13 protein-coding genes and 2 tRNA genes are annotated in these 12,749 nt (G+C 65.6%); 5 read left to right on the top strand and 10 right to left on the bottom strand.

The window, feature by feature from the left end:
* Positions 1-152: 152 nt before the first annotated feature.
* The 5 genes from HDG32_RS33105 to fdxA all read right to left on the bottom strand — a co-directional run bounded on the left by HDG32_RS33105 (position 153) and on the right by fdxA (position 2,408).
* Positions 153-995 (bottom strand): AraC family transcriptional regulator, encoded by an 843-nt coding sequence (locus tag HDG32_RS33105; RefSeq protein WP_090801211.1) that lies wholly within the window; start codon positions 993-995, stop codon positions 153-155.
* Positions 996-1,116: 121 nt separating this feature from the next.
* Positions 1,117-1,593 carry a CreA family protein gene (locus HDG32_RS33100; RefSeq protein ID WP_184027898.1) on the bottom strand — a complete coding sequence of 159 codons (477 nt, stop codon included), beginning with the start codon at positions 1,591-1,593 and terminating at the stop codon, positions 1,117-1,119.
* 159 nt (positions 1,594-1,752) lie between these two features.
* A tRNA-Asn gene (locus tag HDG32_RS33095) sits at positions 1,753-1,828 on the bottom strand.
* Between the two features lie 62 nt (positions 1,829-1,890).
* Positions 1,891-1,966: transfer RNA gene (locus HDG32_RS33090), tRNA-Asn, on the bottom strand.
* A 118-nt stretch (positions 1,967-2,084) separates the two neighbouring features.
* A complete protein-coding gene (fdxA, locus tag HDG32_RS33085) occupies positions 2,085-2,408 on the bottom strand; it encodes a ferredoxin FdxA (protein WP_184027901.1) in 324 nt (107 codons plus the stop codon).
* Between the two features lie 291 nt (positions 2,409-2,699).
* Here fdxA and pncB point away from each other — a divergent pair, with 291 nt between their 5' ends.
* The 5 genes from pncB (at position 2,700) to HDG32_RS33060 (ending at position 8,758) form a co-directional block, all read left to right on the top strand.
* On the top strand, positions 2,700-3,896 hold the full coding sequence (gene pncB, locus HDG32_RS33080) for a nicotinate phosphoribosyltransferase (RefSeq protein WP_184073770.1): 1,197 nt from the start codon (positions 2,700-2,702) through the stop codon (positions 3,894-3,896).
* A 188-nt stretch (positions 3,897-4,084) separates the two neighbouring features.
* Complete coding sequence (locus HDG32_RS33075) at positions 4,085-4,747, top strand: lactate utilization protein C (RefSeq protein ID WP_184073768.1); 663 nt, start codon at positions 4,085-4,087, stop codon at positions 4,745-4,747.
* A gap of 139 nt (positions 4,748-4,886) precedes the next feature.
* A complete protein-coding gene (locus tag HDG32_RS33070) occupies positions 4,887-6,275 on the top strand; it encodes a sodium:proton antiporter (protein ID WP_260336685.1) in 1,389 nt (462 codons plus the stop codon).
* Between the two features lie 48 nt (positions 6,276-6,323).
* Positions 6,324-7,313, top strand: coding sequence for a D-glycerate dehydrogenase (locus tag HDG32_RS33065; protein ID WP_090801203.1), 990 nt, complete (start codon positions 6,324-6,326; stop codon positions 7,311-7,313).
* Positions 7,310-8,758 carry a DNA recombination protein RmuC gene (locus HDG32_RS33060; protein ID WP_184073764.1) on the top strand — a complete coding sequence of 483 codons (1,449 nt, stop codon included), beginning with the start codon at positions 7,310-7,312 and terminating at the stop codon, positions 8,756-8,758. The genes HDG32_RS33065 and HDG32_RS33060 overlap by 4 nt, the downstream gene beginning before the upstream one ends.
* An 18-nt stretch (positions 8,759-8,776) precedes the next feature.
* On the opposite strand, the gene HDG32_RS33055 is transcribed toward HDG32_RS33060, so the two are convergent.
* The 5 genes from HDG32_RS33055 to moaA all read right to left on the bottom strand — a co-directional run bounded on the left by HDG32_RS33055 (position 8,777) and on the right by moaA (position 12,511).
* Positions 8,777-9,010: a hypothetical protein gene (locus tag HDG32_RS33055; protein ID WP_184073762.1), complete on the bottom strand. Its 234-nt coding sequence runs from the start codon at positions 9,008-9,010 to the stop codon at positions 8,777-8,779.
* Positions 9,010-9,285 carry a hypothetical protein gene (locus HDG32_RS33050; protein WP_008923126.1) on the bottom strand — a complete coding sequence of 92 codons (276 nt, stop codon included), beginning with the start codon at positions 9,283-9,285 and terminating at the stop codon, positions 9,010-9,012. Before HDG32_RS33050 ends, HDG32_RS33055 begins: the two co-directional genes overlap by 1 nt.
* Positions 9,286-9,385: 100 nt before the next feature.
* Entirely contained in the window at positions 9,386-10,702 is a 1,317-nt protein-coding gene (gene glp / locus HDG32_RS33045; RefSeq protein ID WP_184073760.1) for a gephyrin-like molybdotransferase Glp, read from the bottom strand.
* A 61-nt stretch (positions 10,703-10,763) separates the two neighbouring features.
* Positions 10,764-11,390 carry a molybdenum cofactor guanylyltransferase MobA gene (mobA, locus tag HDG32_RS33040; protein WP_184073758.1) on the bottom strand — a complete coding sequence of 209 codons (627 nt, stop codon included), beginning with the start codon at positions 11,388-11,390 and terminating at the stop codon, positions 10,764-10,766.
* 11 nt (positions 11,391-11,401) lie between these two features.
* On the bottom strand, positions 11,402-12,511 hold the full coding sequence (gene moaA / locus HDG32_RS33035) for a GTP 3',8-cyclase MoaA (protein ID WP_184073756.1): 1,110 nt from the start codon (positions 12,509-12,511) through the stop codon (positions 11,402-11,404).
* Positions 12,512-12,749: the final 238 nt, after the last annotated feature.

The following is a 12,749-nucleotide window of genomic DNA, read 5'->3' as shown; positions in this document are numbered from 1 at the left end:
ATAGCGGCTGACCGGCGTTCGGACTTGTACGTTCTTGCGGCGGATTGCTGATGGGGTGCAACGGTGTAGCGGGGGATGGCTGATGACGGGCTGACGGATTGCGGCGGCACGCTCACGGCGCGCGGTGCAGGCGCCGGCGGTGCCGCATCGCGTTACGAACCGCGCTGCGTTCCTTGCCATTGGCCCGGCGGCACGCCGAACATGCGTCGGAAATGCCGCGTGAAATGGCTCTGATCGGTGAAGCCGCTCGCGGCGGCGACGTCGGTCACCGGGACGCCGGCGCGCAACGGCGCGAGCGCGCGCTGCAGGCGCACCTGATTGCGCCACGCGTGGGGCGGCAGGCCGGTCGATTGGGTGAATAGCCGCGCCGCGTGGAACGGCGACAGACCCGCTGCCTTCGCGACCTCGGCGAGCGTCACCGGTTCGACGAGGTCGCCGGTCAGACGCTCCTGCATCAGTGCGACGCGAGTGTCGTCGGTGGCGACGCGAGCGGCGGCGGGGCGCGTCCGCGCATAGCGGACCAGCAACGTGGACAGCGCGTCGAGCATCGCGGTTTCGGCGGCGAGCGCGTCGTCGCCGGCTTCGAGCAGACGGTGGGCGTGCGCGAGCCGCGTCGCGAGATCGGAATCGCGGATCACGCCGGGCGCGAACCACGGTAAGGCCTGCGGCTTGCCGGCGACTTCGTCGGCCAGCGCGCAGAGGAACCCGACCGGCGCATACATCACGCGATAACGCCAGCCCGCCTCGACCGCCTTCGACCCCGTATGCAACTCGCCCGGGTTGATGACCGGCACGCTGCCCGCTTCGGCGACATGGTGCTCGCCGCTATACCGATAGCATTCCGCACCCGCGACGATCACCGGGATCGTGTAGGCGTCGTGCCAATGCGGCGCGAACTCGTGATCGTGATATTCGGCGGTGAGCAGATCCGCGCCGGGCAGTAGCGGCGTGCGCCAGTAGCGGGCGGAATCGCGGAAACGAGGGGTGGCGGTCATGACGAAAGTCTGGCTGGACCGGTCAGTTTAACGCGTCGTTGTCGGGGACGGCGGCGGGTGTGCAGCGCCGCGCCGCGTGCCGCTGGTGCCGTCAATTGCCGGTACTTGTCCTGACTTGCCCTTACTTGACCGGAATCGTCGTGCCAGTGGGCATCGGCACGGCGCTCACGCTGTTTTTCGCGCTGCCGCTGACGACGCGGTCGCTGTAGGTCAGATAGACCAGGGCGTTGCGCTTCGTGTCGACCACGCGCACCACGTGCAGCGACTTGAAGATCAGCGACATGCTGACCGAGAACACGTCGTCCTTCTGCTTGACGGGGCCGGTGAAATGCAACTCCCCGACCTGGCGGCACGCGATCGACGCCTCGGTCGGATCTTCGGCGATGCCGAGCGTGCCTTTGATGCCGCCCGTCCGCGCCCGCGACACGTAGCAGGTGACGCCTTGCACGATGGGATCGTCATAGGCCTCCACGACCACGCGGTCGGAGCCGGTAACGTGAAAATTCGTATTGACGCTGGCGATTTCTTCGCCCCGCGCCGAAGAAAGCAGCAGGGTGCCGGCGGCCGCGAGCGCGATGCGTAGCGAGGTGGATTTCATGAGCGTGCCGGTTGAGTGTCTGGAGTGGGCCGGCGCCAGAGCGGGGCGAAACGTGCGCCGTGAAGTCGCCATCGTATAACGGCGCGCGGCGCGCGTGAGGCTGTCCATAGTGGCACAAAAACAAAAAGGCCCGCATGGATGCGGGCCTTTCAAAATTTTTGGCTCCTCGACCTGGGCTCGAACCAGGGACCTACGGATTAACAGTCCGGCGCTCTACCGACTGAGCTATCGAGGAACAGCAGTACAACTTGATCTACATAAAAAAACCCGTCTTGATTAACGGGCTTTTGCAATTCTTGGCTCCTCGACCTGGGCTCGAACCAGGGACCTACGGATTAACAGTCCGGCGCTCTACCGACTGAGCTATCGAGGAACAGAACAACAACAGCAGAGAAGCGAAATTGTAGAGGCAGCTGAAACGTCTGTCAATACCTCGGCGTTCATCCTGATACTGAATCTGAACGGCCAAGGCAGGTGACAGGCGGCCGCGCTCAGCGCGTGAGCAGCGCGAGCTTTTCCTTCACATCCTTGAATTCCTCGGCTTCCGGCAGCGGTGCCTTGGTCTTCGTGATGCTCGGCCACGCTTTCGCCAGGTCGGCGTTCAGCGCGATGAAGTCCTGCTGGTCGCCCGGCACGTCTTCTTCGGCATAGATGGCGTTCACCGGGCACTCGGCCACGCACACGGCGCAGTCGATGCATTCATCGGGATCGATCGCGAGGAAGTTGGGACCTTCGCGAAAGCAGTCCACCGGGCACACATCGACGCAGTCGGTATAGCGGCACTTGATGCAGCTTTCGGTCACAACGTGAGTCATTCAGGCAGCTCCTGCATGCGGAATCGGGGAGGGCGCGGACGCCAAAAGAACTATTGTAACGTAACGTCAACAGGCGCATAAAGCATCGGGCCGTGCGTCTTATATGTTTTTGTGATTAGTTTATGGGGTGCCTCGAGCGGCCGCGCAATGGCGGCGAAGGCCCGGTGGCACGCTGGATGCGGACGCATTCGGGTAACATGCATCAGGTTGGCGCGCCGCTCGGCTCAGCGCGTCCGTTGCAAGGGTGCAGTGAGCCCTTTTCGTTTTTTCAGCGGTCCAGTTCGTACCATCATGATTATTACTTCGCTGCTCGATACCGATCTGTACAAGTTCACGATGATGCAGGTGGTGTTGCATCACTTCCCCGCCGCCAACGTGGAGTACCGCTTCCGCTGCCGCACGCCGAAAGTCGATCTGGTGCCGTACATCGACGAGATTCGCGACGAAGTGCGCAAGCTCTGCGAACTGCGTTTCACCGACGACGAACTCGACTACCTGCGCCGCATGCGCTTCATCAAGGGCGACTTCATCGAGTTCCTCGCGTTGTTCCATCTGAACGAGAAGTACATTTCGATCACGCCGTCGCCGAAGGGCAATGGCGAAATCGACATCGACATCAAGGGGCCGTGGCTGCATACGATCCTCTTCGAAATTCCGGTGCTCGCGATCGTCAACGAAGTCTATTTCCGCAACACCCAGCAAACGCCCGACTATCACGTAGGCCGTGGCCGTCTGCTCGACAAGATTCAACTGCTCGGCGCTCGTCCGGAGTTCGCCGACTGCAAGATCGCCGATTACGGCACGCGCCGCCGCTTCTCGAAGCAGTGGCACGAGGAAGTGATCCTCACGCTGAAGGACGGTCTCGGCGAGCAGTTCGCCGGCACGAGCAACGTCTTCTACGCGATGAAGCACAGCCTGACACCGCTCGGCACGATGGCGCACGAGTACCTGCAGGCTTGCCAGGCGCTCGGTCCGCGGCTGCGCGACTCGCAGATCTTCGGCTTCGAGATGTGGGCGAAGGAATATCGCGGCGACCTCGGGATCGCGCTCTCCGACGTGTACGGCATGCAGGCGTTCTTGCGCGATTTCGACATGTACTTCTGCAAGCTGTTCGACGGTGCTCGCCACGATTCCGGCGACCCATTCGACTGGGGCGAGCGCCTGCTCAAACACTACGAGGCGAACCGTTGCGACCCGCGCACCAAGGTGCTCGTGTTCTCCGACGCGCTCGACATCCCGAAGGTGCTGCAGCTATACGAGCGCTTCCGCGGCCGCTGCAAACTCGCGTTCGGCGTGGGCACCAATCTGACCAACGACCTCGGCTACAACCCGCTGCAGATCGTGATCAAGATGGTTCGTTGCAACGGTCAGCCGGTCGCGAAATTGTCGGACTCGCCGGGCAAGAACATGTGCGAGGACAAGGCGTATCTCGCGTATCTGCGCCAGGTGTTCGGCATCGCGCAGCCGGAAGAAGAGGCGGCCAGGTAGCGCGCTTTGCGGACTGCTTTTCGGTTCATCGCCTGACCATGATCTGCTCGCGTTCGGGGGGCACGGCGAACCGTGTCGCCGCGCTATCGACTGGCGGCAATATGCCGTTCGGCCAGGGTGTTCGCGCGGAGCGCGGCCGGTATAATCCTCGCCATATCGCACGGCCGTCGACACGAGGATTTTCGCCCATGGACACATCGATTGCCCGCCGCAACATCCTGGCGCGCATCCGCGCCGCGCAAGGGCGCGAGCCCGAACCGAGCGCCGCCGAGCGCGAAGCCGCGGCGGACTATCTCGCGCGTCATCCGGCCGGTCCGCGTCCGGACATGCCCACCGATCTGCGCGCGCGCTTCATCGAGGAAGCGCAGAAAATGGCGAGTACTGTCGACACCGTTCAAACCTTCGCCGATGTACCCGCCGCCGCGCATCGCTATCTGACGCAACACGGTTTGCCGTTGCAGGCCATCGCGTGGCAAACGCTGCGCGATCTGCCGTGGGCCGCAGCCGGCCTCGCCGTCGAATATCGCAAACCGCAAGACAATGACGTGGTCGGTCTCACCGGCTGTTTCTGCGCGACCGCGGAGACCGGCACGCTCGTGTTGCTGTCCGGTCCCGAGACGTATGCGTCGGCCGGGCTGCTGCCGGAGACGCACATCGCGATCGTGCCGGGCTCGCGGATCGTCGCGGGTCATGAAGAGGCGTTCGACCTGATCCGCAAGGAACGCGGCGAGCTGCCGCGCGCGGTCAATTTCGTGTCGGGACCATCGCGCACCGGCGACATCGAGCAGACCATCGTGCTGGGCGCGCACGGCCCCTACCGGGTGCATGCGATCGTCGTGCAGGATGCTTGAACGCGTCGCGCGGCGGCGTGCCAGCGCATACGCGACACACGCGTTATCTGTCGTGCGTGCGGTTGCAAGCCGTCGCGCGGCCTGTATCGGCATGAATTCGCAGGCCGGCGGCGCGGGCCGGTGGCTCGCCGTTGCGTCGATGCTTGCGCTGTGCTCGCCGTCCGTGCAGGCTGAGACGCTCGACGGCGCGCGCTTGTCGGCGTTGTGGGGCTTGCCCTTCGCGGGTGTGCTGCTGTCGATCGCGATCGTTCCGCTGATCGCGCCAGCCCTCTGGCATCACCACTTCGGCAAGATCGCCGCGGCGTGGGCGCTCGCGTTCATCGTGCCGTTTGCCGTGAGCTTCGGCGCGAGCGCGGCGCTCGGCGCGCTCGCGCATGCCATGCTCGACGAGTACATCCCGTTCATCATCCTGCTGAGCGCGCTCTATACCGTCGCGGGCGGCATCTGCGTGCGCGGCAACCTGCATGGCACACCGCGGCTGAACACCGCGATCCTCGCGCTCGGCACCTCGCTCGCGAGCGTGATGGGTACGACCGGCGCGGCGATGCTGCTGATCCGCCCGTTGCTGCGCGCAAACGACAATCGCCGCCACGTGACCCACGTGGTCGTGTTCTTCATCTTCCTCGTCGCGAACGTCGGTGGCTCGCTGTCGCCGCTCGGCGACCCGCCGCTGTTCCTCGGTTTTCTCGAAGGCGTGAGCTTTTTCTGGACCACTACGCATCTCGCGCTCCCGATGCTGTTCGTGAGCGGCATGCTACTTGCCGTTTTCTATGCACTCGACTCGTACTACTTTCACCAGCGCGAGGAAGTGCGTTCGGCTTTCCTCGATCCGACGCCCGACGGCGCGCCGCTCGGCATCGACGGCAAGATCAATTTCGTGCTGCTCGCCGCGGTGATCGCGCTCGTGTTGATGAGCGGACTGTGGCGCCCGCAAATCACATTCGACGTGCTCGGCACGCACGTCGCGTTGCAAAACATCGTGCGCGACGCCGCGCTGATCGTGGTCACGCTGCTATCGCTCGCGTGGACACCGCGCGCGGCCCGCGCGGGCAACGACTTCAAGTGGGCGCCGATCGAGGAAGTCGCCAAACTGTTCGCCGGCATCTTCGTGACGATCGTGCCGGTCATCATGATCCTGCGCGCGGGAGAAGCCGGCGCGTTCGCGGGCATCGTCCATCTGGTCAATGATCCGTCAGGCGAGCCGCGCGACATCATGTACTTCTGGGCGACCGGCCTGCTATCTTCGTTTCTCGACAACGCGCCGACCTACCTCGTGTTCTTCAACCTGGCCGGCGGCGATGCGCAGACCTTGATGACCGCCGGCGCGACCACGCTCGCGGCGATTTCGGCCGGCGCCGTGTTCATGGGCGCGAACACCTACATCGGCAACGCGCCGAACTTCATGGTGAAGGCGATCGCGCAATCGCGCGGTGTGCGCATGCCGAGCTTTTTTGCGTATCTGGGCTGGTCCGGCGCGGTGCTGGTGCCGTTGTTCGCGCTGACCGGCTGGCTCTTTTTTGAACGCTGACTCTGCAACGCCGAGACTATCCCTCGACGTGCGATACGGAGACTTGCATTGCAGAAAATCCTCGTTGCCCGTTCGATTTTTCCCGACGTGATCGACCGGCTCAAGCAGTACTTCGACGTCGACTGGAACGAGGGCGACGTGTTGCCCGCCGATGAACTGAAGCGCCGTCTCGCGGACAAGGACGGCGCGCTGACGGCCGGCGAGATGATCGACGCGGGCGTGCTCGCCGCGGCGCCGCGTCTGCGCGTCGTGTCGAACATGGCGGTCGGCTACAACAACTTCGACATGGCCGCGTTCAACGCGGCGAACGTACTCGGCACCAACACGCCGGACGTGCTGAACGAATCGACCGCCGATTTCGGCTGGGCGCTGATGATGGCCGCCGCGCGCCGCATCGCCGAATCGGAGCACTGGCTGCGCGCCGGACATTGGCAGAAGTGGAGCTACGATGGCTTCCTCGGCAGCGACCTATACGGTTCGACGCTCGGCGTGATCGGCATGGGCCGCATCGGCCAGGCGCTCGCGCGGCGCGCGCAGGGCTTCAACATGCGGGTCATCTATCACAATCGCTCGCGCGTCGCGCCGCAAATCGAGGCCGAGCTGAACGCGGAGTACGTGTCGAAAGAGGATCTGCTGCGGCGCGCCGACCACGTCGTGCTGGTGCTGCCGTACAACAAAGGCAACCACCACACGATCGGCGCGGCCGAACTGGCGCTGATGAAGCCGAGCGCGACGCTCACCAACATCGCGCGCGGCGGCATCGTCGACGATGCGGCGTTGGCCGACGCGCTGCGTGACAGGCGCATCGCGGCGGCCGGTCTGGACGTGTTCGAAGGCGAGCCGCAGCTGCACCCGGCGCTGCTGAACGTGCCGAACGTCGTGCTGACGCCGCACATCGCGAGCGCGACCGAAACCACGCGCCGCGCCATGGCGAATCTTGCCGCGGACAACCTGATCGCCGGCCTCGGCGCAGGACCGCGCGCCGGTCAGCCGCCGAATCCGATCAACCCCGACGTGATCGGCAAGGCGCGTTCATGACAATGGTTCTGGTGGCGGCCGTCGCGGTGCTGGCGGTTGCCCTCGTGATCGCACTCGCCTTGCTGCTACGCGGTCACGACCGCACGGAGCAGCGCGAACAGTTCGAGATGCTGAACGAACGCGTCGATGCCGTCGTCGACGCGCAGGCGCATACCGCCGAGCGGCTCGAGCGGCAACTGCGCAACGACATCGCCGAGACCGCGCGCGTGTCGCGCACCGAGCAAAGCAGCGGCTTCGCGCATTTTCAGCAGACGCTCGCCGCGCAGTTCAGCAGCATGACGACGGTGCAGGGCGGCAAGATCGACGGCTTCGCGCAACAGCTCGACGCCGTGCGTCACAGCCTGCAGGCGCAGGCGCAGCAGGCGCGCGACGAGCAGGGCCGCTCGCTGAAGCAGTTCGGCGACACGCTGAGCCTGCAACTCGGGCAACTAACCGAGGCGAACGACCGGCGCTTCGCCGAAGTGCGCGCGACGATCGAGCAGCGTCTGAAGGACATCGAGGCGAACAACGCGACGCGGCTCGAGGAAATGCGCCGCACCGTGGACGAAAAACTGCACGCAACGCTTGAGCAGCGTCTCGGCGAGTCGTTCAAGCTCGTGTCTGACCGGCTCGAACAGGTGCATCGCGGCCTCGGTGAAATGCAGACGCTGGCGGCCGGCGTCGGCGATCTGAAGCGCGTGCTGACCAACGTGAAGACGCGCGGCACGTGGGGTGAAGTGCAGCTCGAAGCCTTGCTCGAACAACTGCTGACCGTCGATCAATACGCGAAGAACGTCGCGACGGTGCCGAAGAGCGCCGATCGCGTGGAGTTCGCGATTCGTCTGCCGGGGCGGCCGGAGCCCGGCGGCGCGAATACGCCGGTATGGCTGCCGATCGACGCCAAATTCCCGCGCGAGGACTACGAGCGGCTGATCGAAGCGCAGGAGCGCGCCGATCCGGTCGCGGTCGAGGAAGCATCGCGCGCGCTCGAAGTGCGAATTCGCGCGGAGGCGCGCACGATCGCGGAGAAGTACGTGGCGCCGCCGCATACGACCGACTTCGCGCTGCTGTTCCTGCCGACCGAAGGCCTGTACGCGGAAGTGCTGCGCCGACCGGGACTCACGGATCTGCTGCAGCGGGACTATCGCGTGACGATTGCGGGGCCGACCACGCTGACCGCGTTGCTCAATAGTCTGCAGATGGGTTTCCGCACGCTCGCGATCGAAAAGCGTTCGAGCGAGGTGTGGCAGGTACTCGGCGCGGTGAAGACGGAGTTCGGCAAATTCGGCGACGTGCTCGCGAAGACCAAGGCGCAGCTCGAAACCGTCACGCGTTCGATCGAGGCAGCGGAAACGCGCACGCGCATGATGAACCGCAAGCTGCGCGACGTCGAGGCGTTACCGGGCGACGAGGCGAGCGGGTTGCTCGGCGATGCGCTGTCGAATGCGGAGCCTGATGAGCAATGAGGGGCGAGGCGCTGGAATTCAGGCCCTTGCAGCCAGCCGCGCCAGCGCATCGCCCGTCACGCGCACGACGCGCCAGTCCGGCAACACCGTCGCCCCCATCTTCTGATAGAAGCTGCCGAACAGCGCGTCGCGCAGGCTATCTTCCGTCGCGACGAAGATGTGCGTGAGGTTCTCGAACTGCGCGAGTTCGTAGGTGAGCGCGAAGATCGCGCCGGTATCCGCGGGCTTGGCGACGCGGATCGTCGCGGGCATTACGCTTCTTCCGGTGCGTCGGCCAGATGGATTTCGATACCACCGAAGCGCGACGCGACCCAGTTGTAGGCGTGGCACGCGATCCACAACAGCACGAAGCCGAGGATCGCGTTCAGCAGCAGCGCGCTGAACACCGTGCTCAGCTCGACCGAGCCATAGCGCACAAACGCGACCACCACGCCGAGCAGCACGATCGGCACCGAGAACGTCAGATACACGAGGATCAGCGCTTTGGCCGTCTGTCCTGGTGCGATGAACGAGATCTGTTTTTTCATGTAAGTCAAACCCGTATGTCGTAGTAGCGATAGTGGGTGGAGTGTCGATGAAGTGCTGCTGTGGTGCCGATGTCGTGCGATCGATGCGCCGCCTGGAACGTCAGATGAGACCGTCGAACAGCATGATCGACACGCGATCGCCGACGGCGATGTCGCCCTCGTCGTGGCCGAGCACAATGAAGCAGTTCGCTTCGCTCATCGAGCTCAGCACGCCTGAGCTTTGCGACCCGGTCGGGCTCACGTGCCAGTGTCCGTGCGCGTCCTGTTCGGCGATGCCGCGCTGGAATTCGGTGCGGCCTGCGCGCTTGCCCACCGCCACGCGGCTCGTCGCGTGAATCACCGGCAGCGGCCGCGGCGTCGCGCCGGCCATCAGCAGCAGGGCTTCGCGCACGATCTGATAGAACGTCACCATCACGGCGACCGGATTGCCGGGCAGGCCGAAGAATAGCGCAGGTTTGCCGAGCCCGGGCTGTGCGCCAGACCACAGGCGGCCGAACGCGAGCGGCCGGCCGGGACGCATCGCGAGACTCCAGAAGGCGACGTCGCCGAAGGTCTGTAGCAGCTGCTTCGTGAAGTCCGCTTCGCCCACCGACACGCCGCCCGAAGTCAGCACCACGTCGGCGTTGGCCGCGGCACTGCGCAGCGCGGCTTCGAGCGCCGCCGGCTCGTCACGCACGACGCCGAGATCGAGCGCGTCGATGTTCAGGTGCCGCAGCATCGCAAACAGCGTGTAGCGGTTGCTGTCGTAGACCGAGCCCGCGTCGAGCGGCTCGCCGAGCGAGCGCAGTTCGTCGCCGGTCGAAAAGAACGCGACGCGCAAACGCCGCCGCACGCTGACTTCGCCAATGCCGAGCGACGCGAGCAGGCCGAGGTCCGAGGCGCGCACGATGCGGCCGGCATGCAGCGCGACGTGGCCGCGCGCGAGATCTTCGCCGGCGCGGCGGCGGTTCGCACCCGCCGCCACCGCGCTGGCGGCGACGCGGATCGACGTGGAATCCGCACCGTCGCGCTGCGCCTGTTCCTGCGGCACGACGGTGTCGCAACCGGCAGGCATGCAGGCGCCCGTCATCACGCGCACGCACTGGTTCGCCGCGACGCGGCCCGCGAACGGATGACCGGCGAGCGCCTTGCCGGCGACCGTCAGCTCGACGCTGTCCGCGCCGCCTCGCATAGCGGCCGCGAGCGCCGCGTGATTGAACGCGTAGCCGTCCATCGCGGAGTTGTCGTGCGCGGGCACGTCGATCGGCGACACGATGTCGGCGGCCAGCACGCGGTCGAGTGCATCGCGCAACGCCAGGCGTTCGACGGCCGCGACCGGCGTCGCCCACTGCCGGACGATCGCCTGAGCGGCCGGGACGGGTAGCGCATGAGGATCGTACTGCGCGACGCAGCGGGAAAAGTCGTTGAGCGTGGTCATGAATGGCTGGGCGTCGCGACCGGTGACGGGCGCGGCTGTTGCCGTGCGGCCGGAGCGGATGTCAGCCGGGGCCCCGATTGCGTTCGAGGTCGGCGAGTTCTTGTAACGAGTTGGCATTGTAGAACGCGCGCTCGTCGGCAAAGACGACTTCGACCGTCTTGTGGCGCGCGTACCACGCGCGGACCTTGCGCTCGCCGGAGGCCAGAAACGCGGCCAGGTCGTCCGCGACGACTGTGCGCATCAGCGCGAATACCGGGTGCAGGGAGGTTTCTCCACCGGTGTCGACGGTGGTGACCGTTGCGATGTCGGCGTGGTTCGCGTCGAGCGCATCCGCGAGGCGCGCGGCGAGGTCGGCCGGTAGCCACGGCGAATCGCAGGGCGCGCTCAGCAGGTACGCCGTGCCGGCGGCGCGCAGTCCGGCGAGCATGCCGGCGAGCGGGCCGGGAAAGTCGGGGAGCGTGTCGGCGACGAGCGTCGCGCGATATGGCGCGCCGAGCGTCGCATAGGTGTCGGGATGGCGGTTCGCGCTGATCATCAGCGGGCCGGTCTGCGGCGCGAGGCGCCGCAGCACGTGAGCGGCGAGCGGTTCGCCGTGCAGCGGCTGCAAGCCCTTGTCGACGCCGCCCATGCGCGTGCCGCGCCCGCCCGCGAGCACGAGCCCAGTGATCTGTTCGCGGGGGATGGACATGCGTCGGCCGCTCAGCCGCCGATGTAGGACATTTCGACGCGACGCTTGGCCGGCTCGCCCTGATCGGCCGGCTGGCTGCCGCGCAGCTGCGAGTAGCGGTCGCCGCGGCCCTGCCAGATTTCGGCGATGGCGGTGGCGATCCCGGCATCGCTCGCACCGCCGCGCAACAGCGCGCGCAGGTCATGTCCGGTCGATGCGAACAGGCACAGGTATAGCTTGCCCTCGGTCGACAAACGCGCGCGCGTGCAATTGCCGCAGAACGCGCGGGTGACGCTCGAAATGACGCCGATCTCGCCGCCGTCGTCGACATAACCCCAGCGTTGCGCAGTTTCGGCGGCGCTGTGCGCTTCGAGCGGCACCAGCGGGAAATGCTCGGCGATGCGCGTGACGACGTCGGCGGAAGGCAGCACTTCGGTCATGTTCCAGCCGTTCGAGGTGCCGACGTCCATGTACTCGATGAAGCGCAGCACCGCGCCCGTGCCTTTGAAATGACGCGCCATGGGGACGATTTCGCCGTCGTTGGTACCGCGTTTGACGACCATGTTGACTTTGACCGGCGCGAGCCCGGCCGCTTGCGCGGCGGCGATGCCATCGAGCACGTCGGCGACCGCGAAGTCGGCGTCGTTCATGCGGCGGAACAGCGCGTCGTCGAGCGCATCGAGGCTGACGGTCACGCGGGTGAGGCCGGCGTCTTTCAGGCTGCGCGCCTTGCGCGCGAGCAGCGAGCCGTTGGTGGTCAGCGTGAGATCGAGCGGACGGCCCGCAGGCGTGGTCAACCGGGCGAGCCGTTCGACCAGGAATTCGAGGTTTTTGCGCAGTAGCGGCTCGCCGCCGGTCAGGCGAATTTTCTCGACGCCATGCGCGACGAACAACTGCGCGAGCCGCTCGATCTCCTCGAAACTCAACAACGCGCTGTGCGGCAGGAAAGCATAGTCCTTGTCGAACACTGCGCGCGGCATGCAATACACGCAGCGGAAGTTGCAGCGGTCCGTCACCGAGATGCGCAGATCGTGCAGCGGACGCGCGAGCGCATCGTGCAGCACGCCGCTAGGTGTCTGCACTGGGCCGGTGATGACCGGCGCCGCGCTGAGATCGGCAACAGGGATGATGCGTCGTGACATGAAATGCTTCGTCAGGTGCTTTAACGGACGGGGATGATTTGATTCTATCGGAAATGCCGGTGCCGGCAGATGCGCGACGGACGTTGTCGGGGTATACGGGGAGCGGAGCGGCGCGGCTCGCGGCGACAAATGACCGCCTAAAGAAATCTATGGTCAGCCTGACTTTTGCAAGCGAGGTGGTGTTGACGTAAATTGGGCTTGCGCAAATCTATCCGGGGTCGTTGTGGGAACAGGTTCC

This window comes from Paraburkholderia sp. CI2 (genome assembly GCF_014201055.1).
GTDB lineage: Bacteria > Pseudomonadota > Gammaproteobacteria > Burkholderiales > Burkholderiaceae > Paraburkholderia > Paraburkholderia tuberum.
This window is presented reverse-complemented; position numbering and strand designations above follow the sequence as displayed.

What these genes read in the sequence shown, in the direction of transcription:
- HDG32_RS33105 (WP_090801211.1), bottom strand. Translation starts at nt 995, where the DNA reads ATGACCGCCACCCCTCGTTTCCGCGATTCCGCCCGCTACTGGCGCACG.
- HDG32_RS33100 (WP_184027898.1), bottom strand. Translation starts at nt 1,593, where the DNA reads ATGAAATCCACCTCGCTACGCATCGCGCTCGCGGCCGCCGGCACCCTG.
- fdxA (WP_184027901.1), bottom strand. Translation starts at nt 2,408, where the DNA reads ATGACTCACGTTGTGACCGAAAGCTGCATCAAGTGCCGCTATACCGAC.
- pncB (WP_184073770.1), top strand. Translation starts at nt 2,700, where the DNA reads ATGATTATTACTTCGCTGCTCGATACCGATCTGTACAAGTTCACGATG.
- HDG32_RS33075 (WP_184073768.1), top strand. Translation starts at nt 4,085, where the DNA reads ATGGACACATCGATTGCCCGCCGCAACATCCTGGCGCGCATCCGCGCC.
- HDG32_RS33070 (WP_260336685.1), top strand. Translation starts at nt 4,887, where the DNA reads ATGCTTGCGCTGTGCTCGCCGTCCGTGCAGGCTGAGACGCTCGACGGC.
- HDG32_RS33060 (WP_184073764.1), top strand. Translation starts at nt 7,310, where the DNA reads ATGACAATGGTTCTGGTGGCGGCCGTCGCGGTGCTGGCGGTTGCCCTC.
- HDG32_RS33055 (WP_184073762.1), bottom strand. Translation starts at nt 9,010, where the DNA reads ATGCCCGCGACGATCCGCGTCGCCAAGCCCGCGGATACCGGCGCGATC.
- HDG32_RS33050 (WP_008923126.1), bottom strand. Translation starts at nt 9,285, where the DNA reads ATGAAAAAACAGATCTCGTTCATCGCACCAGGACAGACGGCCAAAGCG.
- glp (WP_184073760.1), bottom strand. Translation starts at nt 10,702, where the DNA reads ATGACCACGCTCAACGACTTTTCCCGCTGCGTCGCGCAGTACGATCCT.
- mobA (WP_184073758.1), bottom strand. Translation starts at nt 11,390, where the DNA reads ATGTCCATCCCCCGCGAACAGATCACTGGGCTCGTGCTCGCGGGCGGG.
- moaA (WP_184073756.1), bottom strand. Translation starts at nt 12,511, where the DNA reads ATGTCACGACGCATCATCCCTGTTGCCGATCTCAGCGCGGCGCCGGTC.